This window comes from Variovorax sp. KBS0712 (assembly GCF_006323185.2).
Taxonomy (GTDB): Bacteria; Pseudomonadota; Gammaproteobacteria; order Burkholderiales; family Burkholderiaceae_C; genus Variovorax; species Variovorax boronicumulans.
In genome coordinates this window covers 2,773,936-2,798,387 of sequence record NZ_VCCD02000001.1, presented here as the reverse complement: position 1 = coordinate 2,798,387, position 24,452 = coordinate 2,773,936, and the positions used below count along the sequence as shown (strand labels likewise).

General features: G+C 69.0%; 23 protein-coding genes. 20 read left to right on the top strand and 3 right to left on the bottom strand.

The features are described from left to right. Positions 1-17: 17 nt before the first annotated feature. Complete coding sequence (locus FFI97_RS12980; protein ID WP_139703635.1) at positions 18-1,394, top strand: ATP-binding protein; 1,377 nt, start codon at positions 18-20, stop codon at positions 1,392-1,394. 27 nt (positions 1,395-1,421) lie between these two features. Continuing rightward, positions 1,422-3,185 (top strand): cytochrome c biogenesis protein DipZ, encoded by a 1,764-nt coding sequence (locus FFI97_RS12975; RefSeq protein WP_139703637.1) that lies wholly within the window; start codon positions 1,422-1,424, stop codon positions 3,183-3,185. A gap of 12 nt (positions 3,186-3,197) precedes the next feature. Here FFI97_RS12975 and FFI97_RS12970 read toward each other — a convergent pair whose 3' ends face one another. From FFI97_RS12970 to FFI97_RS33610, 3 genes are read right to left on the bottom strand one after another with little or no spacing between them, the layout of a single operon-like run. After that, positions 3,198-3,449: a general secretion pathway protein GspL gene (locus FFI97_RS12970; RefSeq protein WP_095744491.1), complete on the bottom strand. Its 252-nt coding sequence runs from the start codon at positions 3,447-3,449 to the stop codon at positions 3,198-3,200. Between the two features lie 12 nt (positions 3,450-3,461). After that, positions 3,462-3,707, bottom strand: a complete 246-nt coding sequence (locus FFI97_RS12965) for a hypothetical protein (RefSeq protein ID WP_062479607.1) — start codon at positions 3,705-3,707, stop codon at positions 3,462-3,464. Positions 3,708-3,716: 9 nt separating this feature from the next. Beyond that, positions 3,717-3,878 (bottom strand): hypothetical protein, encoded by a 162-nt coding sequence (locus FFI97_RS33610; protein ID WP_169805078.1) that lies wholly within the window; start codon positions 3,876-3,878, stop codon positions 3,717-3,719. A gap of 204 nt (positions 3,879-4,082) precedes the next feature. On the opposite strand from FFI97_RS33610, the gene FFI97_RS12960 reads away from it, so the two are divergent. From FFI97_RS12960 to FFI97_RS12875, 18 genes are all read left to right on the top strand, one after another. Beyond that, on the top strand, positions 4,083-5,033 hold the full coding sequence (locus tag FFI97_RS12960; protein ID WP_062479604.1) for a LysR family transcriptional regulator: 951 nt from the start codon (positions 4,083-4,085) through the stop codon (positions 5,031-5,033). Between the two features lie 157 nt (positions 5,034-5,190). Then, the gene (locus FFI97_RS12955; RefSeq protein ID WP_139703639.1) at positions 5,191-5,700 is read left to right on the top strand and encodes a hydroxyquinol 1,2-dioxygenase; all 510 of its coding nucleotides are present in this window, start codon (positions 5,191-5,193) and stop codon (positions 5,698-5,700) included. Between the two features lie 23 nt (positions 5,701-5,723). Next, positions 5,724-6,731, top strand: coding sequence for a hypothetical protein (locus tag FFI97_RS12950; RefSeq protein WP_062479601.1), 1,008 nt, complete (start codon positions 5,724-5,726; stop codon positions 6,729-6,731). Between the two features lie 95 nt (positions 6,732-6,826). Next, positions 6,827-8,290, top strand: a complete 1,464-nt coding sequence (locus tag FFI97_RS12945) for an aldehyde dehydrogenase family protein (RefSeq protein ID WP_139703675.1) — start codon at positions 6,827-6,829, stop codon at positions 8,288-8,290. 38 nt (positions 8,291-8,328) lie between these two features. Further along, on the top strand, positions 8,329-9,303 hold the full coding sequence (locus FFI97_RS12940) for a tripartite tricarboxylate transporter substrate binding protein (protein ID WP_139703641.1): 975 nt from the start codon (positions 8,329-8,331) through the stop codon (positions 9,301-9,303). 21 nt (positions 9,304-9,324) lie between these two features. Next, the gene (locus tag FFI97_RS12935; protein WP_139703643.1) at positions 9,325-10,392 is read left to right on the top strand and encodes a maleylacetate reductase; all 1,068 of its coding nucleotides are present in this window, start codon (positions 9,325-9,327) and stop codon (positions 10,390-10,392) included. A gap of 48 nt (positions 10,393-10,440) precedes the next feature. Continuing rightward, positions 10,441-11,694, top strand: a complete 1,254-nt coding sequence (locus FFI97_RS12930) for an ABC transporter substrate-binding protein (protein ID WP_139703645.1) — start codon at positions 10,441-10,443, stop codon at positions 11,692-11,694. 12 nt (positions 11,695-11,706) lie between these two features. After that, complete coding sequence (locus FFI97_RS12925) at positions 11,707-12,426, top strand: ABC transporter ATP-binding protein (protein ID WP_062479592.1); 720 nt, start codon at positions 11,707-11,709, stop codon at positions 12,424-12,426. Then, a complete protein-coding gene (locus FFI97_RS12920; RefSeq protein WP_139703647.1) occupies positions 12,423-13,139 on the top strand; it encodes an ABC transporter ATP-binding protein in 717 nt (238 codons plus the stop codon). The genes FFI97_RS12925 and FFI97_RS12920 overlap by 4 nt, the downstream gene beginning before the upstream one ends. Beyond that, on the top strand, positions 13,132-13,992 hold the full coding sequence (locus tag FFI97_RS12915; RefSeq protein WP_095949975.1) for a branched-chain amino acid ABC transporter permease: 861 nt from the start codon (positions 13,132-13,134) through the stop codon (positions 13,990-13,992). Before FFI97_RS12920 ends, FFI97_RS12915 begins: the two co-directional genes overlap by 8 nt. Positions 13,993-14,001: 9 nt before the next feature. Continuing rightward, entirely contained in the window at positions 14,002-15,597 is a 1,596-nt protein-coding gene (locus FFI97_RS12910) for a sulfatase-like hydrolase/transferase (RefSeq protein ID WP_139703649.1), read from the top strand. Positions 15,598-15,635: 38 nt separating this feature from the next. Beyond that, positions 15,636-16,613 carry a Bug family tripartite tricarboxylate transporter substrate binding protein gene (locus tag FFI97_RS12905; protein ID WP_139703651.1) on the top strand — a complete coding sequence of 326 codons (978 nt, stop codon included), beginning with the start codon at positions 15,636-15,638 and terminating at the stop codon, positions 16,611-16,613. Between the two features lie 5 nt (positions 16,614-16,618). Next, complete coding sequence (locus FFI97_RS12900) at positions 16,619-17,656, top strand: branched-chain amino acid ABC transporter permease (protein WP_139703653.1); 1,038 nt, start codon at positions 16,619-16,621, stop codon at positions 17,654-17,656. Further along, complete coding sequence (locus tag FFI97_RS12895) at positions 17,640-18,503, top strand: intradiol ring-cleavage dioxygenase (RefSeq protein ID WP_139703656.1); 864 nt, start codon at positions 17,640-17,642, stop codon at positions 18,501-18,503. Before FFI97_RS12900 ends, FFI97_RS12895 begins: the two co-directional genes overlap by 17 nt. A gap of 73 nt (positions 18,504-18,576) precedes the next feature. Beyond that, a complete protein-coding gene (locus FFI97_RS12890; RefSeq protein WP_139703658.1) occupies positions 18,577-18,810 on the top strand; it encodes a hypothetical protein in 234 nt (77 codons plus the stop codon). 236 nt (positions 18,811-19,046) lie between these two features. Beyond that, complete coding sequence (locus FFI97_RS12885; RefSeq protein ID WP_139703660.1) at positions 19,047-19,760, top strand: response regulator transcription factor; 714 nt, start codon at positions 19,047-19,049, stop codon at positions 19,758-19,760. Between the two features lie 907 nt (positions 19,761-20,667). Further along, complete coding sequence (locus FFI97_RS12880; protein WP_139703662.1) at positions 20,668-21,258, top strand: DUF11 domain-containing protein; 591 nt, start codon at positions 20,668-20,670, stop codon at positions 21,256-21,258. 190 nt (positions 21,259-21,448) lie between these two features. Continuing rightward, the gene (locus FFI97_RS12875; RefSeq protein WP_260684988.1) at positions 21,449-24,379 is read left to right on the top strand and encodes a hypothetical protein; all 2,931 of its coding nucleotides are present in this window, start codon (positions 21,449-21,451) and stop codon (positions 24,377-24,379) included. Positions 24,380-24,452: the final 73 nt, after the last annotated feature.

Genomic DNA, 24,452 nt, shown 5'->3' with positions numbered 1-24,452 from the left:
TGACGAAGAAGCTGTCCATGTCCACTTCCGCGAACCCCGTTGCGAATCCGACCGGTACGGCGCCGCGCTGGCGCCGGCTGCTGCCCGGCTCGCTGTTCTCCCGCGTGACGCTGATCATCGTGGTGGGCCTGGCGATCGCGCAGCTGCTCACCTTCGCGGCGATCCGCTACGAACGGAACATGGCGCTTCGCGAGCTGATGATGATCGGCATCGAGCGCGACATTGCGAGCTCGGTCGCCATCCTCGACCGGCTCCCCGCGGCGGAACGCGCCGGCTGGCTCGACCGGCTGGAACGGCGCAACTACCGCTTCGTGCTGGGCGGCAGCGCGCAGGGCGGCGCGCCCCGCTCGGAGGCTTCGCAGCAGTTTGCCGCGGCCATCGTCGATGCGATGCGCCCGTTCCCGGTCGTCAAGGTCGGCGAGGTGGCCTGGCCGCCCGAGGGCCTGCAGATCGAGGTGCGGCTGGGCGACGGCTCGTCCGTGGTCGTGCACGCCATGCGCGTGGGCATGCCGGTGTCGGGCTGGGTGATGTGGCTGCTGGCGGGCCAACTGCTGGTGCTGGCCGTGTGCGCCTGGGTCGCGGTGCGGCTGGTGACGCGGCCGCTCGCGCAGCTGTCCGCGGCGGCCGACCAGCTCGGGCCCGACCTGAAAGGCCGCACGCTGGTGGAAGAGGGCCCGACCGAAGTGGCGCACGCGGCGCGCGCCTTCAACGCGATGCAGCAGCGCATCGCCGGCTACATGGCGGAGCGCGTCGAAATCCTCGCGGCCATCTCGCACGACCTGCAGACGCCCATCACGCGGATGCGCCTGCGCACCGACCTGATGGACGACACGCACGACCGCGAGAAATTCCGCCAGGACCTGGACGCCATGAACGCACTGGTGCGCGAAGGCGTGACCTATGCGCGCACGCTGCACGGCGCCACCGAGCCGCCGCTGCGCATCGATGCCGACGCGCTGTTCGAGAGCATGGTGGCCGACTACGAAGACGTGGGCCAGCAGGTGCGGCTCGACGGCCGGGCCGGCGCGCCGATCGTGAGCCGCCCCAACGCGCTGCGCCGCATCCTGATGAACCTGATCGACAACGCGCTGAAGTTCGGCAACGACGTGACGCTGCGCGTGCAAACCGAAGGCGAGGGCGAAGGCGAGGGCGGCCGCCTCGTGGTGAGCGTGCTCGACAACGGCCCGGGCATTCCCCCCGACGAGCTCGATGCGGTGCTCAAGCCCTTCTACCGCGTCGAAAGCTCGCGCAACCGCAGCACCGGCGGCACCGGCCTGGGCCTGGCCATTGCGCACCAGCTGGCCATGGCCATGGGCGCCGAGCTCACGCTGCACAACCGCCCCGAAGGCGGGCTCGAGGCGCGGCTGGCGTTGGCCGCTGCGCCGGCCCGCTGAACCCCACCCGACATCTTCCACATCACCATGCTCATCCTCTTCATCGCCTACCTGGGCGGGGTGCTCACGATCCTGAGCCCCTGCATCCTGCCGGTGCTGCCCTTCGTGTTCGCGCGCGCCGACCGGCCTTTCCGCTCGCACGGCCTGCCGATGCTCGTGGGCATGGCGCTGGCCTTCGCCGTGGCCGCCACGCTGGCCGCGGTGGGCGGCGGCTGGATCGTCACGCTCAACGAATACGGGCGCTATGCCGCGATGGCCTTGCTCGCGCTGTTCGGCGCGACGCTGCTGTTCCCGCGCGTGGCCGAGCGCCTGAGCCGGCCGCTGGTGGCGCTGGGCCTGCGCATCTCCGATGCGCCGCAGGCCTCGGTGTTTTCTCCGCTGTGGCTGGGCGTGGGCACGGGCCTGCTCTGGGCGCCGTGCGCGGGGCCGATCCTCGGGCTGATCCTGACGGGCGCGGCGCTCAACGGCGCGAGCGTCGGCACCTCGCTGCTGCTGCTCGCCTATGCGGCCGGCGCATGCACGTCGCTTGCGGTGGCGCTGCTGTCCGGCGGCCGGCTGCTTTCGATGCTGAAGCGCACGCTGCCGACCGGCGACGGGGTGCGGCGCATCGCCGGTGCCGCGGTGCTGGCCGGCGTGGGCGCCATCGCGCTGGGGCTGGACACCGGCTGGCTCGCGCGCCTGTCGCTGGGCACCACGTCGGCGCTGGAGCAGGCGCTGGTGGACACGCTGCGCAAAGACGCGCCGCAGGCACAGCGCGCAGACGCCGGCTTCGTGCGCGTCGCGGACACCCGCCCGGCGCCGGTGCCCGCGCGCGAGCTCCGCGTCGAAGGTCGCCTGCCTTCGCTGGCCGGCGCGACCGAGTGGATCAACTCGGCGCCGCTCACGCCCGAGGCCTTGCGCGGCAAGGTGGTGCTGGTCGACTTCTGGACTTACTCGTGCATCAACTGCCTGCGCACGCTGCCCTATGTTCGTGCCTGGGCCGAGAAGTACAAGGATGCGGGCCTGGTCGTCCTGGGCGTGCATGCGCCGGAGTTCGCGTTCGAGAAGAACCCGGCCAATGTGCGCAAGGCCGTGAAAGACCTGGGAATCGGGTTCCCGGTGGCGCTGGACAACGACTTTTCGATCTGGCGCGGCTTCGACAACCAGGCCTGGCCCGCGTTCTATTTCGTCGACGCGCAGGGGCGCATCCGCCATCACCAGTTCGGCGAGAACCGCTACGACAAAGCCGAGCAGGTGATCCAGCAACTGCTGGCCGAGGCCGGGCAGGCGCAGGTCGCAGACGGGCTGGTGGCGCCGCTGGGGCAGGGCACCCAGGCCGCGCCCGGCGCCGAGCCGGCGCAGTCCGGCGAAACCTATCTGGGCCACGCGCGGGCGCACGGCTTCGCATCGCCCGGCGGCATCGCGCGCGACCGTGCGAAGGCCTACGAACCCATGGCTTCCTCATTGCGCACCAACCAGTGGTCGCTGGGCGGCGACTGGACGGTGGAGGGTGAGCGGGCCGTGCTGAACCAGGCCCACGGCCGCATCGCCTACCGCTTCAAGGCGCGCGACCTGCACCTGGTGCTCGGGCCGATGGCCGACGGCAAGCCGGTGCGTTTCACGGTGCGGGTGGACGGCCAGCCGCCGCTGGCGGACCACGGCGCCGACACCGATGCCCAGGGCCACGGCGTGGTCGATGCGCAGAAGCTGTACCAGCTGGTGCGGCAGTCGGCGGGCAGCGGCAGGGAGCGGCTGTTCGAGATCGAGTTTCTCGACGCCGGCGCGCAGGCCTACGCGTTCACCTTCGGTTGAGCGGCGCCCCCGTCAGGGCGTGAGGCCCGCCGCGTTGACGGCCCGACAGGTGTCGACCTCCTGTCGCGTGGGCAGCACGAAGCAGCGGGCGTCGGCCTCGCGCGCGACGGCTTCGCGCAGCTGGCGTTCCTGCGCGGTTTCCACCTGCAGTTCGACCAGCCACTTCATGAGCAGCGCCATCACGATCAGCAGCACCACGGAGGCTGCCAGCAGGGTCGTGCGCCAGCTGTGGACGCGGAAGACGGAAGCGTTGGAAGTACTCATCGCGTGCGCCCCTCAGCTCGACAGCTGCGGAAAGATCCAGATGCTCATGCCGAGCACCACGCCCGCGCCCAGCGACATGGCCGCCGCGGTCGCGAACAGGCAGGCCACGAGCAGGCTCGGCACGACCACCGACATGCTCAGGAACGCGATGGCGACGAGCACATAGGCCAGCACGGGCAGCAGGGCGATGTAGGCCGGCCGCGCGGTGCCGGTCGGCAGTTCGTCGGGCGTCATGTCACGCAGGAACGGGTTCAGCATGGCGGGCGATCAGCAGTTGCCCTTCTTGGCCTGGCCCGGCGGGCAGAAGTTGCCGCCCTTGTGGGCCGGCCCGGGCTCCGCACGCGGCGGCGGCGCGTGGTGGTGCACGCAGGCGCTCATGAGAACGGATGCCGCCAGCGCGAGCATCACGGTGATCGTGGATTTGGTCATGGGAACTCCCTGCTTCGATTTCTTGTGCACCCGGGGTGCTTCGGGGCAGGACAATAGTTGCCGTATTAACAATCTCACAGGGAAATGCTCACATTTGTGGGCGAATTGAGAAGGGTGCGGTCAATCTCCGTGCGGGATTGCGCAGTACTTCACACCCGTGCGGCCGACCGGCCGCCGCCGCGCAACCGCTACATTGCATGCCCCATGGACCGCCTCGAGAACATAGAGACCTTCGTGCGGGTCGCACAGACCCAGAGCTTTGCCGAGGCCGCGCGCCAGCTGCGGGTGTCGAAATCGGTGGTGACCAGCCGCGTGAAGCAGCTCGAGGACCACGTCGGCGCGCCGCTGTTCCACCGCAGCACGCGCGTGGTCCGGCTCAGCGACGTGGGGCAGGCCTTCCTGCGCGACTGCGTCGAGCTGGTCGGGCGGGCCAACGACATCATGGACCAGATGCGCGACGCCAAGGACGGGCCCACCGGCACGCTGCGCGTGCATGCGCTCACCGGTTTCGTGCTGGGGCATTTCGCCACGCTGCTGCGCGCTTTCCAGGTGAGCTTTCCGGACATCCACCTGGAACTCATCGTGAGCGACGCGGTGGTCGACCCGGTGAAGGCGGGCGTCGATTGCGCGCTGCAGATCTTTCCGGCGGCGTCGACCGAACTGGTGTCGCGCCCGCTGTTCCCGGTGCGCCGCGTGTTCTGCGCCACACCCGAGTACCTGCGCGCGCACGGCCGGCCCGCGAGCCCGCGCGAGCTGCACAAGCACACGCTCGGCCTGTACTCGGGCTACCCCACGCGCGACCGCTGGACCTTCCATCATGCCGGCGAGCAGGTCACGCTGTACATGAGCGCGGCGCTGCTCACCAACAGCGTTCACCTGCTGCGCGAGTACGCCATGGAGCACGCCGGCATCGTCTGCCTGCCGACGCTGGTGGCCGGCGAGGCGATCCTGCGCGGCGACCTGGAGGTGGTGCTGCCGGCGCACCAGCTGTCGTCGTTCTCGCTGAGCGCGGTGTACGCGGGTACCTCGCGCAATGCCTTCAAGCTGCGCCTGTTCATCGAGCACCTGACCCAGGCGTTCTCGAAGGTGCCGCCGTGGGACGCGGCCATGATCGAACGCGGCCTGCTGCCGCCGGGCCTGATCTGGGACGCCTGACCCGAGCGCGGTCCGTTCCGGGGTAAACCCTGTGCATTGAACGGATTTGCCGAACAATGCGGCCCGCGTTTCGGGCCTACCGCTCGCGCCCCCCGTTTCCTACAGTGCACACATCGCAGTCACCACGCTGCATCGTCCGGCACATCAGGAGACACCCATGACCGTCGCATACCAGACCCGCTTCGGGTCCCTCAAGCACTTCGAGAAAGGCCACGTCGAGCCCATCGACGACGACGTGCGCCACTACGCGTTCTCCAACTGCTTCGAGATCGCCAGCATCAGCCAGCCCTACGAGAAGGTCGTGTTCGGCCAGAACCAGATCTACGTGCTGGAAACGCTGCGCGCCGAAGGCACCTCGCCCTGGTTCACCTGCGCCCACGACGAGTTCGCGCTGGTGATGGACGGCGAGGTCGAAGTGCACCTCGTGCAGCTCGACGCGGCCCAGGCCGTGGCCGACACCGAGAAGAACGGCGCGGTGCGCGTGAAGGGCGAGCCGCAGGGCAAGAAGATGGGCTGGATGAAGCTCTCGCGCGGCCACCAGGGCCTGCTGCCCAAGAACACGGCCTACCAGTTCCGCGCGGCCGGCGACCCCGGCGTGATCGTGCTGCAGACCTGCAAGGGCGACCTCTCTGTCGAGAAGTGGGCCGACATCTGCCAGACGCACTGAACCCGCCATCCAGGAGCCACACCATGAACGCACCCGCAGAACTCGCCAAGGTCATCGCATCGCAGCCCGATGCCACGCTCGGCTACAAGGATTTTTCGCTCGGCAGCTTCGGCTTCCGCCGGGACGAGTACTTCGCCCACATCACCTGGAAGACCCGTGACGGCCGACCCATGAGCCACACCATGGACGCCGGAAGCTACCTGCGTGCGCTGATGCGCGACGTGGCCTGGGGCTTCTTCTACGGCTGGGTCAACTTCGACAACGTGTTCGGCACCATCAACCACTACGACTCGGTCGACCTGTACGCCGGCAGCTTCAACGGCACCATGAAGGACGCGGGCATCGACCTGCTCGAGAACTTCCCCACGGCGCAGATCCGCGCCACCTTCGAGGCCATGCTCGACGACTGGACCAACGAGGCCTTCGACCCCTTCGCCGCGCCGCAGGAAACCGGCTCGCCCTACGGCCGCAAGAGCGGTAACAACACGGCCAAGATCACGCGGGCGCGCGAGCTGGCCAAGCGCTGCGTGGGCCTGAAGGGCGACCTCGACCTGCGCAGCGACGCGCGCGGCGCGCCCGTCAACCGCGCCTTCGCCGACGTGCCGCAGGGCCAGCCCGAGCTGCACCCCGAGCCCGGCTTCGAGAACGAGGTGCATGCCTTCAACCTCTTCGGCTTCTTGAGCCGTTCGCAGGTCACGTGGAACCCGAGCTTCACCTCGGTGGTGAAGCACAGCTACATGTGCCCGACGACCGAAGAGCACATCCTGCCGATCATCCATGGCAACGACCGCGTCGAGTGGTTCTTCCAGATGACCGACGAGATCCACTGGGACTGCGGCGACAAGAACACCGGCAAGCCCATGGCCCGCGTGATCATGAAGGCCGGCGACATGGCCGCCATGCCCGCCTACTGCCGCCACCAGGGCTTCAGCCCCAAGCGCTCGATGCTGCTGGTGTGGGAGAACGGCTCGCCCAGCCTGGTCTACGAGATCCAGAAGGGCGAGTCGCCCGAGATCCCGGTCGAGTTCTGACCGGCCGGCGCGCCGCCGCTTCTTTCTTCCCGCCATTCATCCATCCAGCCCTCCCCGCGCGGGGAGGGCGAGGAGAACCCATGCCTGCTCTTTCCATCCGCCACCAGCTTTTCATCGACGGCCGTTTCGTCGACGCCGAATCCGGCGAGACGCTCGCCACGCTGAACCCGCACGACAACACGCCCATCGCCCAGGTCGCGCTGGCCGGCAAGGCCGACGTCGACAAGGCCGTGGCCGCCGCGAAGCGCGCGTTCCCCAAGTGGAGCCGCATGGCCGCCGCCGATCGCGGGCGCATCCTGCTGAAGCTGGCCGACCTCATCGAGGCCAACGGCGAAGAGCTCGCGCGGCTCGAATCGCTGGACACCGGCCACCCGATCCGCGACTCGCGCCGGCTCGACGTGCCGCGCACCGCCGCGTGCTTTCGCTACTTCGGTGGCATGGCCGACAAGTTCCAGGGCGAGACCATTCCGGTGGAAGAGGGCTTTCTCAACTACACGCTGCGCGAGCCGGTCGGCATCGTCGGCCAGGTGGTGCCGTGGAACTTCCCGCTCATGTTCACGAGCTGGAAGATGGCGCCCGCGCTGGCGGCCGGCAACTGCATTGTGATGAAGCCGGCCGAGATCACGCCGCTCACCTCGCTGCGCATCGCCGAGCTGATGGCCGAGGCCGGCGTGCCGCCCGGCGTGGTCAACATGCTGCCGGGCCTGGGCAGCGTGGCGGGCCAGTACATCGCCGAGCATCCCGAGATCGCCAAGATCGCCTTCACCGGCAGCACCGCCACCGGCCGGCGCATCGTGCAGGCCAGCGCGGGCAACCTGAAGAAGGTGCAGCTCGAGCTCGGCGGGAAGGGCCCCAACATCGTGTTCGAGGACGCCAACCTGCAGGCCGCCGTGAACGGCAGCGCCTGGGCCATCTTCCACAACCAGGGCCAGGCCTGCATCGCGGGCTCGCGGCTGATGCTGCACGAGAAGATCGCCGACGCCTTCCTCGACCAGTTCATTCCGCTGGCCCAATCCATCCGCCTGGGCAACCCGCTCGACGAGGCCACCGAGATGGGCCCGCTCACCAGCGCCCAGCACCGCGACCGCGTGCTGAGCTATGTCGAGGTGGCGCAGGCGCAGGGCGGCGAAGTGCTGGCGGGCGGCGGCGCGCCCGGCGGCGACCTGGCGCAAGGCTGCTATGTGCAGCCGACCGTGGTGCGCGCCCGGTCGTACCAGGACCGCGTGGCGCAGGAAGAGGTGTTCGGCCCCTTCGTCACCGTGCTCACCTTCAAGAGCGACGAAGAGGCGATGCAGATCGCCAACGGCACCGACTACGGCCTGGGCAGCGGCCTGTGGACCCGCGACCTGCAGCGCGCCCACAAGGCGGCGCGCGACCTGCACGCCGGCATGGTCTGGATCAACAGCTACAAGCGCGTGAACCCCGGCTCGCCCTTCGGCGGCGTGGGCCAGAGCGGCTACGGCCGCGAGATGGGCTTCGATGCGATGCGCGAGTACACGCAGGTGAAAAGCGTGTGGGTCAACGTCGACGCGCAGATTCCGCCGCACTTCGTGCGCTGACGTTTTCCTTTTTCTTTCCAACCCGACGGATGCACACGATGTCTTTCTCGATCCTCTCCCGGGCCCTGGTCGCCTGCACGCTGCTGTGGGGCATGGCCGCGCAGGCCCAGGCACCGGCCTGGCCGACCAAGCCGGTGCGGCTGGTCGTCGGCTTTCCGCCGGGCGGCATCGTCGACACCGTCGCGCGCCAGCTGCAGCCGCGCCTGCAGGCCGCGCTCGGCCAGACCGTGATCGTGGACAACCGCAGCGGCGCCGGCGGCACGCTGGCGGGGGCCGAAGTTGCGCGCGCGGCGCCCGACGGCCACACGCTGCTGATGGTGTTCGACAGCTACGCGACCTACCCGCTGGTCTATCCGAAGCTGAGCTTCGACATCGCGAAAGACCTGCAGCCCGTGACACAGGTGGCGAGCAACCCGCTGGTGCTGGTGGTCAACCCGAAGGTCGAGGCCAAGGACTTCGTGCGCTTCGTCGGCCTGCTCAAGGCGCAGCCGGGGCGCCTGAACTACGCCAGCGTCGGGCCGGGCTCGAGCAACCACCTCACGGCCGAGTACTTCAAGGCCGTGAGCGGCACCTTCGTCACGCACATCCCTTATCGCGGTGGTGGTCCCGCCCAGCAGGACCTGCTGGGCGGGCAGGTCGAGATGATGTTCCTCTCGGCCGTGCTGGCCCAGCCGCACGTCAACGCGGGCCGGCTGCGCGCCCTGGCCCAGACCGGCGCGCAGCGCGTGGCCGCCTATGCCGACGTGCCGACCGTGGCCGAGAGCGGCTACCCCGGCTTCGAGGTGAACTCCTGGGTCGGCCTGCTGGCCCCGGCCGGCACGCCGCGCGCCGTGATCGACCGGCTGCAGGCCGAGGTGCGCAAGGTCGTGACCGAGCCCGCGTTCCAGCAGCGGCTGCGCGAACAGGGCCTGACGGGCATCGCCAACACGCCCGAGCAGTTCGCCGCCGTGCTGCGCACCGAGCAGGACAAGTGGGCCCGGCTGGTGCGCGAGCGCCGCCTGAGCCTCGAATAGCCAGACAGAAAGGAGCGCGCCATGCACGACTTCATCCACACCACCCATCCGCAGCGCGTGGTGTTCGGCGCCGGTTCGCTGCGCCACCTGGCGCGCGAGATCGATGCGCTGGGCGCGAAGAAGGCGCTGGTGCTCTGCACGCCCGAGCAGCGCCCGCAGGCCGAGCGCGTGGCGGCCTTGCTCGGTGCGCAGGCGGCCGGCCTGTTCGACCGCGCCGTGATGCACGTGCCCGTGGAAACGGCGCGCGAGGCGCGCGACCTGGCGCGCCGGCTCGGCGCCGACTGCGCCGTGGCGCTGGGCGGCGGTTCCACCACGGGGCTGGGCAAGGCCATCGCGCTGGAGTCGGGGTTGCCGATCGTCGCCATTCCCACCACCTACGCGGGCAGCGAGATGACGCCGATCTACGGCCTCACCGAGAACGGCCTGAAGAAGACCGGCAAGGACCCGCGCGTGCTGCCGCGCACCGTGATCTACGACCCCGAGCTGTCGCGCACGCTGCCCGTGGGCCTGAGCGTGACGAGCGGCATCAACGCCATCGCGCACGCGGCCGAAGGCCTGTACGCGCAGGACAGCAACCCGGTGATGGACCTGATGGCCGAGGAGGGCATCGCGGCGCTCGCCCGCGCGCTGCCGGCGATCCGCCTGCAGCCCGACGACCTGGCCGCGCGCTCCGACGCGCTCTACGGCGCCTGGCTCTGCGGCGGCGTGCTCGGCGCGGTGGGCATGGCCCTGCACCACAAGCTGTGCCACACGCTGGGCGGCAGCTTCAACCTGCCGCACGCCGAGGTGCACACGGTGGTGCTGCCGCATGCGCTCGCGTTCAACGCGCAGGCCGCGCCGCGTGCCATGGCGCGCATCGCGCGCGCGCTCGGCGGCGTGTCGGCGCCGGCGGCGGTCTTTGCGCTGGCGCGCGACAACGGCGCGCCGGTGGCGCTGAAGGACATCGGCATGCGCGCCGCCGACCTCGACCGCGCGGCCGACATCGCGGTCGCCAACCCGTACTGGAACCCGCGGCCCTTCGGCCCGGCCGAGCGCGACGCGATCCGTGCGCTGCTGCAACGCGCCTTCGACGGCGAGCCGCCGGGCTAGGCGCAGCGCGGGTATCGAAGACACACACGAACAACGAAGGAGACAGCCATGACATTCAACCGCAGACAGTTCACGCAGGCCGCCGCCGCGCTCGCCGCCACCGGCGCCGCGCCGCTGGTGTTCGCCGCCGACACGCTCAAGATCGGCTATGTGTCGCCGCAGACCGGGCCGCTCGCGCCCTTCGGCGAGGCCGACAAGTGGGTGATCGAGCAGATGAAGGCCGCCTTCAAGGACGGCCTCAGCGTGGGCGGCAAGAAGTACGCCGTGCAGATCGTGCTCAAGGACAGCCAGTCGAACCCCAACCGTGCGGGCGAGGTGGCCAACGACCTGATCCTGAAGGACAAGGTCGCGCTGGTGCTCACGGCCGGCACGCCCGAGACCGCCAACCCGGTGAGCGACGCCTGCGAGCTCAACGAGGTGCCCTGCATCTCCAGCGTGGTGCCGTGGCAGCCCTGGTTCTTCGGCCGCAAGGGCGACCCGGCCAAGGGCTTCAACTGGACCTACCACCTGTTCTGGGGGCTCGAAGACGTCATCGCCACCTTCACCAACGGATGGAAGACCGTGGCCACCAACAAGAAGGTCGGTGGCCTGTTTCCCAACGACGGCGACGGCAACGCCTGGGGCGACAAGGAACTGGGCTTTCCCAAGCCGCTCGCGCAGATGGGCTTCACGCTCACCGACCCCGGCCGCTTCCAGAACGGCACGCAGGACTTCAGCGCGCAGATCGCGGCCTTCAAGCGCGACAACGTCGAGATCGTCACCGGCGTGGTGATCCCGCCCGACGCCAAGACCTTTCTCACGCAGGCGCGCCAGCAGGGCTTCAAGCCGAAGGTGATCACGCTCGGCAAGGCGCTGCTGTTCCCCGGTGCCATCGAGGCCCTGGGCGACCTGGGCGAGGGCCTGTCGACCGAGGTGTGGTGGAGCCCGTCGCACCCGTTCAGTTCCAGCCTCACGCAGCAAAGCGCCAAGGCGCTGGCCGAGGCCTACGAGGCCGGCACGAAGAAGCAGTGGACGCAGCCCATCGGCTTTGCGCATGCGCTGTTCGAGGTGGCGGCGAACGCGCTGTCGCGATCGAAGTCGCTCAAGGCCGGCGACGTGCGCGACGCCGTGGCCGCGACCTCGATCAACTCCGTGGTCGGCCCCGTGAAGTGGGGCGGGCAGGGCCCGTTCAAGAACGTCAGCAAGACGCCGCTGGTGCTCGGCCAGTGGGGCAAGGGCAAGCAGCGCAAGGTGGAGCTGACGCTGGTGAACAACGAGGCCGCGAAGGCGATCCCCACCGGCGGCGCGCTGCGCCTGCTCTGAGTGACGGCTGTCATGACGCTGCTGGCCTTGCACGGCGTGAGCAAGTCCTACGGGGCGCTCAAGGTCACCGACGGCATCACGCTGGCGGTGGCCGAGGGCGAGACGCTGGGCATCCTCGGGCCCAACGGCGCGGGCAAGACCACGCTGTTCAACCTGATCTCGGGCGACGCGCGCGTCGACGCCGGCCGCGTGGAATACGCGGGCCGCGACGTGACGCGGCTGCGCCCGCACCAGCGCTGCCGCGCCGGCATCGGCCGCAGCTACCAGGTGCCGCAGCCCTTTGGCCACATGAGCGTGTTCGAGAACCTCGTCACTGCCGCCTGCTTCGGCGGCCAGCAGGCCGAGCGCGAGGCCTGGGAGACGGCGCACGAGGTGCTGGCCCAGACCGGCCTGGCGCCGCACGCCAACAAGCCGGCCGGCGGGCTCACGCTGCTCGACCGCAAGCGGCTGGAGCTGGCGCGCGCGCTCGCGACCAAGCCGCGCCTGCTGCTGCTCGACGAGATCGCGGGCGGGCTCACCGAGCCCGAGGCGGCGGTGCTGGTGGCGGAGCTGAAGCGCATCAAGGCGCGCGGCGTGACCATGATCTGGATCGAGCACGTGGTGCATGCGCTGCTGTCGCTGGCCGACCGGCTGTTCGTCATCAACTTCGGGCAGCAGCTGGCGGAAGGCGCGCCGCGTGCGGTGATGAACGACCCGGAGGTGCGGCGCGTGTACATGGGGATCGAGGCATGAGCGCGCTGCTCGACACCCACGGCCTGCAGGCCTTCTACGGCGATGCGCAGGCGCTGTTCGGCATCGACTTCACGCTGTCGGCGGGCGAGCTGGTGGCGGTCATCGGCGCCAACGGCGCGGGCAAGTCGACCTTTCTGAAAAGCCTCACGGGGCTGCTGCGCGCGCCCTCCGACGCGATTCGCTTCAAGGGCGAACCCATCGGCGGCCTGCCGCCCGGCGAGATCGTGCGGCGTGGCCTGGCGATGGTGCCGGAAGGTCGGCGCTTGTTCCCGAGCCTCAGCGTGGAAGAGAACCTGCTGATGGGCGCCACGCCGCGCCGCGCGGGGCCGTGGAACCTGCAGCGCCTGTACGGCCTGTTCCCGATCCTGGCCGAGAAGCGGCGCCAGCCCGCCACTTCGCTGTCGGGCGGGCAGCAGCAGATGGTGGCGCTGGGCCGCGCGCTCATGAGCAACCCCGAGCTGCTGCTGTGCGACGAGCTCTCGCTCGGCCTGGCGCCGGTCGTCATCCGCGAGATCTATGCGGCCATGCCGGCCATCACGGGGGAGGGCATGACGGTCGTGATCGTGGAGCAGGACGTGCGCATGGCGCGGCAGGTGTCGCAACGCGTGTACTGCTTCCAGGACGGGCGGGTATCGCTCACGGGGCGCTCGGACGAACTCACGCCGGAGCAGATCTCGCAAGCCTACTTCGGCATCGAGGAGCACCATGCTTGAAACCCTGCTCCAGGGCGTGCTGCTCGGCGGCCTCTACACGCTGTTCGCGCTCGGCCAGTCGCTGATGTTCGGCGTCATGCGGCTGACCAACACCGCGCAGGGCGACTTCATCATCCTGGGCGCCTTCGCGGTGATCGCCGGCGTCTCGATGACCGGCGCATCTGTGCCATGGGGGGTGGTGCTCGCGGTGCTGCCACTGGCCTTCGGCTTCGGCTACCTGCTGCAGCGCCATGTGCTCAACGGCACGCTGGGCAAGGACCCGCTGCCTTCGCTGGTCGTGACCTTCGGCCTGTCGATCGTGATCCAGAACCTGCTGCTGGAGCTGTTCTCGGCCGACCCGCGCGCCATCGAGGTCGGCGCGCTGGCCACCGCGTCGGTGCCGCTGGGCGACACGCTGGCGCTGGGGGCGTTGCCGCTGGTGATCCTGGCGGTCGCGGTGGCGGCCACGGGCGCGATGCAGTGGATGTTCACGCGCACGCCGCTGGGCCGCACCTTCCGCGCGGTGTCCGACGACCGCGAGATCGCCGAGCTGATGGGCCTGAAGGCCAAGCAGGTGTATGCGCTGGCCACGGGCATCGCCTTCGTGCTGATCGCCATCGCCGGCGCGCTGCAGGGCATGCGCACCACGGTGTCGCCGTCGGACGGCCCGCTGCTGCTGCTGTTCGCCTTCGAGGCCGTGATCATCGGCGGCATGGGCTCGTTCTGGGGCACGCTGGCCGGCGCCATGATCCTGGGCATCGCGCAGCAGATCGGCTTTCGCATCGATCCGGGCTGGGGCATCTGGTTCGGCCATCTCGTGTTCCTCGCGGTGCTGGTGCTGCGGCCGCAGGGACTGTTCCCCAAGACACGCTGACCTGCTGACATGACCGACAAGACCTCCCCCGCGCCGCTCAGGCACGTGCTGTTCATCATGTGCGACCAGCTGCGCGCCGACCACCTCTCGTGCTACGGTCATCCGCGCCTGCAGACCCCGCACATCGATGCGCTGGCCGCGCGCGGCGTGCGCTTCAGCCATGCCTATGCGCAGGGCGCGGTCTGCGGCGCCTCGCGCATGTCGACCTACACCGGCCGCTATGTCAGCAGCCACGGGACGATGTGGAACTTCGTGCCGCTGTCGGTGGGGCAGAAGACGCTGGGCGACCACCTGCGCCCGCATGGTGTGCGCTGCGCGCTGGTCGGCAAGACGCACGTCGAGGCCGACACCGAGGGCGCCCACCGCCTGGGCATCGACCCGACGCAGGGCGCGGGCCGGCTCGCGATGGAAGGCGGCTTCGAGCCCTATGCGCGCGACGACGGCATCTGGCCGCCGGGCTTCAAGGTCACGGGCAATGCGTACTGCGACTGGCTGCGCGCGCAGGGCTACGACTCCGACAACCCCTGGCACGACTTCGCCAACTCGGGGCGCGGCCCCGACGGCGAGATCCTCAGCGGCTGGCAGATGCGCTGGGCCGACCGGCCCGCGCACATCGCCGGCGCGCACAGCGAGACGCCCTACACGACCGAGCGCGCCATCGACTTCATGCGCGAGGCCGGCGACGCGCCCTGGGTGCTGCACCTGTCGTACATCAAGCCGCACTGGCCCTACGTGGCGCCCGCGCCGTACCACGCGATGTACGGGCCCGACGACATGTTGCCCGTGGTGCGCAGCGAGGCCGAACGCGTCGACGCCCACCCCGTGGTCGAGGGCTTCCGGCGCGAAACCGTGAGCCGCAACTTCAGCCGCGACGAGGTGCGCAATACCGTGGTGCCGACCTACATGGGGCTCGTGAAGCAGGTCGACGACGAGCTCGGCCGGCTCTTCGCCTTCATGGCCGAACAGGGGCTGGACCGCGACACGCTGGTGGTCTTCACCAGCGACCACGGCGACTACCTGGGCGACCACTGGCTGGGCGAGAAGGAGCTGTTCCACGACCCGATCGTGAAGGTGCCGCTGATCGTGGTCGATCCGCGCGCCGAGGCCGATGCGCGCCGCGGCACGGTGAGCGACGCGCTGGTCGAATGCATCGACCTCGTGCCGACGATGCTTGATGCGCTGGGCCTGCCGCAGCCGGCCGAATGGCTCGAAGGCCAGTCGCTGCGCCCGCTGCTGCACGGCCACGCCGGCGCGACCGGCAAGGACCTGGTGGTGTGCGAGAACAGCTTTGCCTTTCGCGACGAGGTGCGCCTGCCGCTGGCCCAACCCGTCGAGCGCTGCCACATGACGATGCTGCGCACGCGCCGCTGGAAGTTCGTGCACTTCGAAGACCTGCCGCCGCAGCTGTTCGACATGCAGGCCGACCCGGACGAGCTGGTCGACCTGGGCCGCGACCCGGCCTTGGCCGCGGTGCGCGAGCAGATGCTGGGCCTGCTGTTCGACTGGCTGCGCCAGCGACGGCGCTTTCCCACGGTGGCGCCCGAGGACATCGCGCGCTGGAACGAGCGCGAGCTGGCGGCCGGCATCCTCATCGGCGCCTGGTAGGCGAGCGCGCACCCCATTTCAAAAAAAGGAGACATCCCATGAACGCTTTTCGCCGACCTCTCGCGGCCTGCATGGGGGCAGCCGCCGTGCTCGCCACCATCGCCGCGCCCGGCCACGCCGCCGACACCTGGCCCACCAAGCCCGTGCGGCTGGTGGTGGCCTTTCCGGCGGGTGCGCCGGGCGACATCGTGTCGCGGCTGATGCAGCCCGCCCTGCAGAAAGCGCTGGGCCAGCCCGTGGTGGTCGACAACAAGCCGGGGGCGGGCGGCAACATCGGCATGCAGGAGGTGGCGCGCGCCACCGACGGCCACACGGTGCTGGTCGGCCCCGACACCATGCTGACCATCAACCCGCACCTGTACCGCAAGCTCGCCATCCGCCCGATGGAAGACCTGGTGCCCGTGACCCAGCTCGCGGCGTTCAGCCAGGAGCTGGTGTGCTTTCCCGGCGCCGGCATCAAGACCCTGCCCGAGCTGCTGGCCGCGGCCAAAGCCAAGCCCATGAGCTACGCCTCGGGCGGCCCCGGCGTGCCCGGCCACATGGCCATGGAGATGCTGCTGGCCGACGCCGGCGTGCAGATGCAGCACGTGCCCTACCGCGGCCCGAGCCCGGCCATGCAGGACGTGATGGGCGGCATGGTGCCCTGCGGCTTCCTGGCCTCGCCGACGGTCGGCCCGATCATCCGCGACGGCAAGCTGGTGGCCATCGCCGTGTCGGGCAGCAAGCGCCTGGGCAGCCAGCCCACGGTGCCGACCGTGGCGCAGGCGGGCGTGAAGGGCTACGACGCCAGCTTCGCCGAGATGATGGCCATGCCGCGCGCCACGCCGCCGGCCGTGGTGGCGCGCCTGCAGGCCGAGGTGGCGAAGGCGCTGGCCGCGCCCGAGCTGCGCGAGCGCCTGGCCTCCATGGACCTCGAGGTGGTGGCCAACACGCCCGAAGAAGCGGCGCGCCGCCTGCGCGCCGAGCACCAGCGCTGGGGCCAGGTGGCCGCGCGCGTGCAGCTGCAGCTGGACTGAGCGCCATGGCCTCCGTCGTCGTCACCATCGACACCGGCAGCAGCCGCCGCGCGGGCTGGACCGCCGCCGCGCTGGTGGCGGTGGCCGCCACGCTGCCCTTCTGGGGCGAGCCCAGCTGGATGCGCGAGTTCGTCGAGATCGCCTGCTACTTCATCTTCGCGATGATGTGGAACCTGCTGGCCGGCTACGGCGGCATGGTCAGCATCGGGCAGCAGGCCTTCTTCGGCTTCGGCGGCTACGTGATGCTGATGCTGGGCAACTTCGCGGGCGTGAATCCGTTCGTGGCGATTCCGCTCGGGGCACTGGCCGCCGCGCTGATCGCGGTGCCGGTGTCCTTCGTGGCGTTCCGGCTGTCGGGCGGCTACTTCGCCATCGGCACCTGGGTGATCGCCGAGGTGTTCCGGCTCAGCTTCGCCAACGTGTCGGCGGTGGGCGGCGGCTCGGGCACCACGCTCACGGCGCTGCGCGGCATCGAGCGCGCCACGCGCGAGAGCGTCACCTACTGGATGGCGCTGGGCTGCGTGGTGGCGGCGGTGTCGCTGGTCTACCTGTTCTTGCGCAGCCGCTTCGGGCTGGCGCTGCTGGCGATCCGCGACAACGAGATGGCCGCCGAATCGCAGGGCATCCCGGTGGCGCGCATGAAGCTCGCGGTGTACGTGGTGGCGGCCTTCGGCGCCGGGCTGGCGGGCGCGCTGTACTTCGTGGGCAACCTGCGTATCAGCCCCGACGCGGCCTTCGCGCCGAACTGGACCGCCTTCGCGATCTTCATGGTCGTGATCGGCGGCATCGGCCGCATCGAGGGGCCGCTGGTGGGCGCGCTGGTGTTCTGGGCGCTGAACAAGTTCCTGAGCGACTACGGCACCTGGTACCTGCTCGGGCTCGGGCTGCTGGCCATCGTGGCCACGATCTTCTTCAAGCAGGGGCTGTGGGGCTGGGCGCAGCAGCGCTGGGCCTGGTCCCTGTTCCCGACGCAGCGGCGCCTGGCGGCGGCGCACGCGCCTTCTTCCCCCCTGGAGCCCGACGCCCATGCGCAACATCGATGAACACACCATCACCGCCGCCGTGCTCGAGCGCATGGCCGGCTGCGAGGACGCGCGGCTGAAGGAAGTGCTGTCGGCGCTGGTGCGCCACCTGCACGACTTCGCGCGCGAGGTGCGGCTCACCGAGGCCGAATGGGCCGCGGGCATCGACTTCCTCACCGCCACGGGCCAGAAGTGCGACGCGCAGCGCCAGGAATTCATCCTGCTGTCGGACACCCTGGGCCTGTCGATGCTCACCGTGGCCATGAACCACGCCAAGAGCCCGCAGGCCACCGAGGCCACCGTGTTCGGCCCCTTCCACGTGGCCGGCGCGCCGCAGCTGCCGCTGGGCAGCGACATCGCGGCCGGCGCCGTGGGCGAGCCGCTGTTCGTGCAGGCCACCGTGCGCGGGCGCGACGGCGAGCCCGTGGCCGGTGCGGTGGTCGATGTGTGGGAGGCCGATGCCGAAGGCTTCTACGACGTGCAGCGGCCCGGCGGCCCCATGCTGGGGCGGGCGGTGCTGCGCACCGACGCGCAAGGGCGGTTGTGGTTTCGCGGCGTGGCGCCGGTGGCCTATCCGATTCCCACCGACGGGCCGGTGGGCGCCATGCTGCGCGCGACCCGGCGCCATCCGTGGCGGCCCGCGCATGTGCACTTCATGGTGCAGGCGCCGGGCTACGAAACGCTGATCACGCACGTCTTTCGCGAGGGCGATCCGTACCTCGACAGTGACGCGGTGTTCGGCGTGCGCAGCTCGCTCATCGGCGACTTCGCGGCGCATGCGCCGGGCCGCGCGCCCGACGGCAGCGTGCAGGCCGGGCCGTTCCACACGCTGGACTTCGCGTTCGTGCTCGAGCCGGCCGGGGGGTGAGGAGGGGGGCCGCGAACCGTTTCGGCGTTTCGCCGCCTCTCTTGCAGGTGTCCCTCTTCAAGGAGCCCTGCATATGTGTCCCGTTTCCATCACCTGGCATCTGCTTCGCGGCGCGGGTGCCCTGGCGCTCATCGTTCTGGCGGTGCTGCTGTCGTCCGCCCATCCCTGGATCGCGCCGCCCGCCGTCATCGGCGCCTTGCTGCTGCTGCGCGGCTGCCCGATGTGCTGGCTCGTCGGGCTGCTCGAAAGGCTGTCCGCGCGCAAGGCGGCCCCTGCGTCCGAGGCCACTTCCCAGAGGGGTTCATGAGCGATCGGCCTTCGCGGAATGGAAGGCTGATCCGGGATTCCATCCGCCCGTGTCGAGGGGGTGACGCCCCATTAGTGTGAGTTTGTTTGCACACGATGACAAAAGAACAGGGCTACCTGTTTCCGTTGGTCAATATCGGCACTTTTCCCTATCGACTGTACATAAACGTTAATACATTCCACTCCATTGTGAGAGGCATGCGGGGAGCGATGAAAAGGGAAGCGATGGTGGACAGGGTGGAACAGAAAAACGGTCGTGTGGTGGTGCTGACGGACTCCGGCGAAGAGATCGACTGGCTGCGAGGCCGGTTGAAGGACGCCGGCTTCAGCCCCTTGTGCGTGGTCAACGAGGAAGACCTGCTGGAGGCCGCCTCGATGCCCGGCGTCGGGCTCTTCCTGCTGATGGGCGAGACGATGGAGGGCGCGCTGCCGGAAATCCTGTTCGGCATCGGCGCCAGCCGTGCGGCCACGGCGCCGGTGGTCGTGCTGACCCGGTCGCGCGGCGTGCTGGAAACGCCCCGCGTGTCGGTGTTCGACGTCGATGATTTCCTGGTGAGCCCCTGGAACGCGGAAGAGGTCGTGGCGCGCGTGTCGACGCTGTGCGGCAGGAAATCGCTGCGCCGGAACGCGAAGCCGCACGGCCTGTACGGTTTCCAGCTCGTGCGCAGCCGCCTCGCGGTCGAGTACGCGAGCCGCGAAGCCATCATGACGCCGAGCGAGTTCGAGATCGCCCGGGTGCTGGTGCGCCACCTCGACACGCCCGTGTCGCGGCAGCAACTGCCCCAGGGGCCCCGTTGCAATGGCGAGATGGGCGCCAGCCGCTCGCTCGATGCGCTGGTGTCGCGCGTGCGCAAGAAGCTGGCATCGATCGTGGCGGGCGAGTTCCGCGTGCGCTCGCTCTACGGCGTGGGGTACACGCTGGAGCGCGCGCACAACCGGCACGGCAAGTGAGTTTTCGCGGGCAGCGCCCGCGGCGTCCGAAGGGGTGACGCAAGGTCGCCTTGAAAAAAGACGCCCGCCCATTCGCCTCCGAATTGAGGCCGGGCGTCGACAGATCAATGAATGAATTCCGGTGAAGTGAGCCGGCCGGGATTGGCTTGAATTGAATTCATGCCAATGGCGCAGCCGTGCCTGTTTGAATGGAATTGGATTTTGAAAAATCTATCAAGCCGTATTTCACGAAGCCCGTGATTGAAACCATTGGGGGACAGGTCGCGCATGCAGGATCTGAAATTCACGGCGCCTGATTACACAGTCTGTGAATTTGTAAATTTAGTTTCGAAGTGGCCCCGAGGGCCAGTCCGAAGCCGCTCGAAGGGCCTCGTTTCTCCCTTGAAACACTGGGTGATCGTGAGGCGGCGGGCTGATGTGGAAGTGAAATTATTCAAACACATCAACAACTTGGAGGCGATCCGCTTGTGAAATTGATCACACTCCAATTGCAGGTTTATTCACAATCTAAGCAGACGTCCAGATTACATCTGTATTCACAGTTGTTAACTTTGGAGGGCCTCTCGTGACATTTTCACGGAACCCTCGGCCATTGCAGGTGGCGGATCGCGGACGTTCGATTGTTTTTGTAAACATTCAGAAAATAATATGAACGTGGTAAATGGCTCATGGAAGCGGCTCGAAAAGGGTGTGCTGGCGTGAGGCCGAGAGTGGGCATCGGAGGCGGTCGCCGCCGATGCCGGTGTGTCAGTGGTGTGCTGCAAGTGGCTGGGAAATGGCTTCGACGCCAATTCGCGAGGCCACAGGTCAAGTCGGTTTGATCTTCGTGTTGCCTCGGTCTGGCTTTGAAGTTGTTTTTTAGGAGTTGTCTATGTCTATCGGAAGTTCGTCTCAAGTGAATTCATTCATGTCGCCGGTGGTCCGGCTGACCGTTCGCCTCGGCCTGGGGCTCGGCGTGGCCATGACCCTGGGGCTGGGCGGCATGGCCGCCGCGCAGGGCACGAAGGCCGCGCCCGCGCCCACCGAGGCCGCGCAGAAGAAGGCCGTCGCGGTCGTGCTGACGCAGGCCAAGGTGGTCAAGGACGCGCAGGGCAAGGAGCAGTTGGTGGCGGCCGATTCGGTCAAGCCGGGCGACGTGCTCGAGTACACGGCCACCTACACCAACCACACGGGCAAGGCCGTCACCGGCCTGGTGGCCAACCTGCCGATCCCCGAAGGCCTGGAGTACCTGCCCAAGACCGCCAAGCCCGGCGCGACGCTGGTCAAGGCCGCGACCAAGGACGGCGCCTTTGCCGCCGAGCCGCTGGCGCGCGTCGTCAACGGCAAGTCGGAGCCGGTTCCCTACAACGAGTACCGCTCGCTGCGCTGGACGCTGGGCCAGCTGCCCGCCAACGGCTCGGCCGCGGTGACCGCGCGCGCCAAGGTCGAAGTGGTGGTGCCGCCCGCGCCGGTGGCCGCCGGTGCCGACGCGCAGAAGGTTGCGCGCAGCACGCCCTGAGCTTCCCGCGCTGACGACGACCGTCGGCGGTGCTGAGTCGCCCTGACGGTCGGTTCTCTCTTTTTCAAAACCCCGCTGGTTTTTCCATTGCCGGTTTCCGTTCGCGGAAATCCCCGGCCGGGGTGAGTTCGTCCTTTTTTTGACCTTTTTTGACCCCAACCCCCGAGGAGAAACCCAAGTGATCCCTACCTTGTCTGCCCGTCGCACCGGCCCCGCGCCGCGCGCGCTCTGGGCGGGCGCAGCAGCCCTGACGCTGAGCTTCCTTTTTGGAAGTTCCGGCGCACTCGCTGCGGCTCCACCCGCCAACACCATCATCGGTAACCAGGCTTCGGCCACCTACCTGGACCCGAACGGCGCCAGCCAACTGGCCACCTCCAACCTCGTGCAGACGACGGTGCAGCAGGTCGGCTCGTTCAACCTGGACACCTACACCACCGTGACGACCAACGTGGTCAACACGAAGACCGGCGCCGCGGGCACGACCGTGTACGCGCCTCACGTGCTGACCAACACGGGTAACGGCTCCGACACCTTCACGTTCACCGTGACCGCGCCGGCCAGCCCGAACGGCTTCACCAAGGTCGAAGTGTTCGCCGATGCGAATGCCGACGGCGTGCCCGACAGCACGACCGCGCTGTGCTCGGTGGTTCCGGGTGCTGTCTGTAATGTCCCGGCCCAGACCGTGGCAGGCAACAACGGCACGTTCCCGTTCGTCGTCGCGTACTCGATCCCGAGCACCGCTTCATCGGGCACGTTCACCTCGCCGGTGGCCGCGACCATCACGGCCACCGCAGGTACGCCGGCGCTGTACGCGCCTGCCAACCTGACGGCAGCCGACGTCGACAACGTGAACCTCACGGACAAGGCGGCCTTCAACGCCACCAAGAGCCTGAGCGTTCCGTCGGTCGCCTGGTCCGCCAACGGCGGCACCTGGCCCGCGGCATCGACCAGCGGTCCGCGCTCGGTCGCCGGTTGCGCTGCCACCGTGGCGGGCGCGACCACGCCGGCCACAGGCTGCGTCTACACCACCTACACGTTGAAGTTCAACAACACGGGTGGTGCGGCTGGCCGGTTCGCCTTGACGGACACGCTGCCTGCTGGCTTCACGTACGTCCCCGGTTCCGCGGTCTGGAGCAACGCCCCTGGCGTCGCGCTCACGGATGCGGCAGCGGGCGACGCGGCCGGGATCGATTTCAGCGCCGCTGGAAACGACCTGACCGTCGTCGTGAACACGCTGCAGCCGAACGTCACGCAGACGGTGAGCTTCGTGGTGATGGTCAACGATACGGCGGCCATCGGCACGTCGACCACGACCAACACGGCCAAGTACAACCCTGTCGACGCACCGGGTGCGACCTCCACGACCCCTGGCACGACGGGTTCGCCGACCAACCCGGCGAGCTACAACGTCATCGGCACCTTCAGCATCATCCTGGGTTCGGCTGACGCCATCGCCAGCCCGACGGCCTCGAAGGACACCGGTGCGGGCAACCCCAACACGAGCGTGGCCGACACCACGACCGTCGCCAGTGCAGGGGCCGGCACCACGGTGAAGTTCAAGCAGACCGCGTTCAACACCGGCAATGCCACGGACGTCGTGAACCTCACGGTGGCTGCGGGCAGCACGTTCCCGGCCGGCACGACCTTCAAGTTCTTTGCCGCCGACGGCGTCACGCCGTTGATCGACAACAACAGCGACGGCGTGCCCGACACCGGTCCGATCGCGGCCAATGGCAGCGTTCAGTTCGTGCTGGCGGCCACGCTGCCGGCCTCGGCAGCGCCGGGCACGGGCGGCACGGCGATCGTCACCGGTACCTCGACGGGCGACAACACGAAGACGGAATCGACGCGCGACACGCTGACGAACGTGACGGGTGTGCTGGTCGACCTGACCAACACCACCGGCGGTAGCAACGACGCGCTCAAGGGTGACCTGGGCACCGGTCCGAGCGCACAGCCGACGACCGTGAACTCGACGCCTGCGGGCACGGGTACGATCTTCACGCTGTTCGTGAAGAACAACGACTCGACGGCCAACACCTACAGCCTGGCGGCCAGCCAGAGCAACAGCTTCCCGGGCAGCCTGCCTGCGGGCTGGACCGTCAAGTTCGTGGCGGCAGGTACGACCTGCACGGGCGCAGCGGTCACCACCTTGGCTGTCGCCGGCAACGCGCAAGCGCCGGTCGATGCCTGCGTGACGCCGCCTGCCTCGCAGACGCCGGTCACCGGCCAGGCGATCTACTTCCAGGTGCGTTCCACCATCGCGACCTCCACGGGCGTGGTGGCGATCGACACCAAGATGGACGCAGTGACCGTGACCACGGCCAACACCTTCGGCGCGACCCTCACGCCGAACAACAACGGCCAGGTCGCTCCCGGCGGCTCGGTGGTGTATGCCCACACGGTGACCATCACCGGCGCGCAAAGCTGCGGTACCAAGTACAACGTCACGGCCACGCTGCCCGCAGCCGACGTGACGGCGGGCTGGACCACGGCGCTGTACGTCGACGTGAACGGCGACGGCCAGATCGACGGCGGCGACACGCTGGTGACGAACGGCACGGTCACGCCGACCGCACCGGCCACCGGCACCGCGCTGGACAGCGGAAAGACCCAGAAGCTGCTCGTCAAGGTGTTCGCACCTGGCGGCGCCACGGCAGGCGCCACCGACACCGCCACGGTGACGGTGACCTTCCCTGACGTCGCAGCCTGCGGCTCGCCGACGGCCACCGACATCACCACGGTCATCACGGGCCAGATGCGCCTCGTGAAGACGCAGGCGCTGGACGTGAACTGCGATGGCACCGAGGTCCCGTCCTCGTCGGCCCCGCTGGTCGCCAAGCCGGGTGAGTGCCTCGTGTACCGCGTCGTCGCGACCAATGAAGGCTCCGCTCCGGTGACCAACATGTCGATCAACGACGCCGTGCCGGCCTACACCACCTTCACGGGTGCGACGCAGCCGCCGGTGCTCACGCGGTGCACGTCGACCGGTGTGACGCCCGCCTTCGTGGCAGCGAACTACACCTCGACCGCGACGACGGTGGCTTGCGGCAGCGCAGCCAACACCGTGGCACCTGGCGGCACCGCCACGTTGCTGTTCTCCGTGAAGGTCAACAACTGAGCTTCACCTGAGTGAAGCGGAGCCGACGAGCGCAAGCCCGTCGGCTCCCTCGCACAGGGCATGCGAAAGCCTG

Excerpts from the sequence above, each read along its gene's own strand:
- FFI97_RS12980 (WP_139703635.1), top strand. The coding sequence starts at position 18 with ATGTCCACTTCCGCGAACCCCGTTGCGAATCCGACCGGTACGGCGCCG.
- FFI97_RS12975 (WP_139703637.1), top strand. The coding sequence starts at position 1,422 with ATGCTCATCCTCTTCATCGCCTACCTGGGCGGGGTGCTCACGATCCTG.
- FFI97_RS12970 (WP_095744491.1), bottom strand. The coding sequence starts at position 3,449 with ATGAGTACTTCCAACGCTTCCGTCTTCCGCGTCCACAGCTGGCGCACG.
- FFI97_RS12965 (WP_062479607.1), bottom strand. The coding sequence starts at position 3,707 with ATGCTGAACCCGTTCCTGCGTGACATGACGCCCGACGAACTGCCGACC.
- FFI97_RS33610 (WP_169805078.1), bottom strand. The coding sequence starts at position 3,878 with ATGACCAAATCCACGATCACCGTGATGCTCGCGCTGGCGGCATCCGTT.
- FFI97_RS12960 (WP_062479604.1), top strand. The coding sequence starts at position 4,083 with ATGGACCGCCTCGAGAACATAGAGACCTTCGTGCGGGTCGCACAGACC.
- FFI97_RS12955 (WP_139703639.1), top strand. The coding sequence starts at position 5,191 with ATGACCGTCGCATACCAGACCCGCTTCGGGTCCCTCAAGCACTTCGAG.
- FFI97_RS12950 (WP_062479601.1), top strand. The coding sequence starts at position 5,724 with ATGAACGCACCCGCAGAACTCGCCAAGGTCATCGCATCGCAGCCCGAT.
- FFI97_RS12940 (WP_139703641.1), top strand. The coding sequence starts at position 8,329 with ATGTCTTTCTCGATCCTCTCCCGGGCCCTGGTCGCCTGCACGCTGCTG.
- FFI97_RS12935 (WP_139703643.1), top strand. The coding sequence starts at position 9,325 with ATGCACGACTTCATCCACACCACCCATCCGCAGCGCGTGGTGTTCGGC.
- FFI97_RS12930 (WP_139703645.1), top strand. The coding sequence starts at position 10,441 with ATGACATTCAACCGCAGACAGTTCACGCAGGCCGCCGCCGCGCTCGCC.
- FFI97_RS12925 (WP_062479592.1), top strand. The coding sequence starts at position 11,707 with ATGACGCTGCTGGCCTTGCACGGCGTGAGCAAGTCCTACGGGGCGCTC.
- FFI97_RS12920 (WP_139703647.1), top strand. The coding sequence starts at position 12,423 with ATGAGCGCGCTGCTCGACACCCACGGCCTGCAGGCCTTCTACGGCGAT.
- FFI97_RS12915 (WP_095949975.1), top strand. The coding sequence starts at position 13,132 with ATGCTTGAAACCCTGCTCCAGGGCGTGCTGCTCGGCGGCCTCTACACG.
- FFI97_RS12910 (WP_139703649.1), top strand. The coding sequence starts at position 14,002 with ATGACCGACAAGACCTCCCCCGCGCCGCTCAGGCACGTGCTGTTCATC.
- FFI97_RS12905 (WP_139703651.1), top strand. The coding sequence starts at position 15,636 with ATGAACGCTTTTCGCCGACCTCTCGCGGCCTGCATGGGGGCAGCCGCC.
- FFI97_RS12900 (WP_139703653.1), top strand. The coding sequence starts at position 16,619 with ATGGCCTCCGTCGTCGTCACCATCGACACCGGCAGCAGCCGCCGCGCG.
- FFI97_RS12895 (WP_139703656.1), top strand. The coding sequence starts at position 17,640 with ATGCGCAACATCGATGAACACACCATCACCGCCGCCGTGCTCGAGCGC.
- FFI97_RS12890 (WP_139703658.1), top strand. The coding sequence starts at position 18,577 with ATGTGTCCCGTTTCCATCACCTGGCATCTGCTTCGCGGCGCGGGTGCC.
- FFI97_RS12880 (WP_139703662.1), top strand. The coding sequence starts at position 20,668 with ATGTCGCCGGTGGTCCGGCTGACCGTTCGCCTCGGCCTGGGGCTCGGC.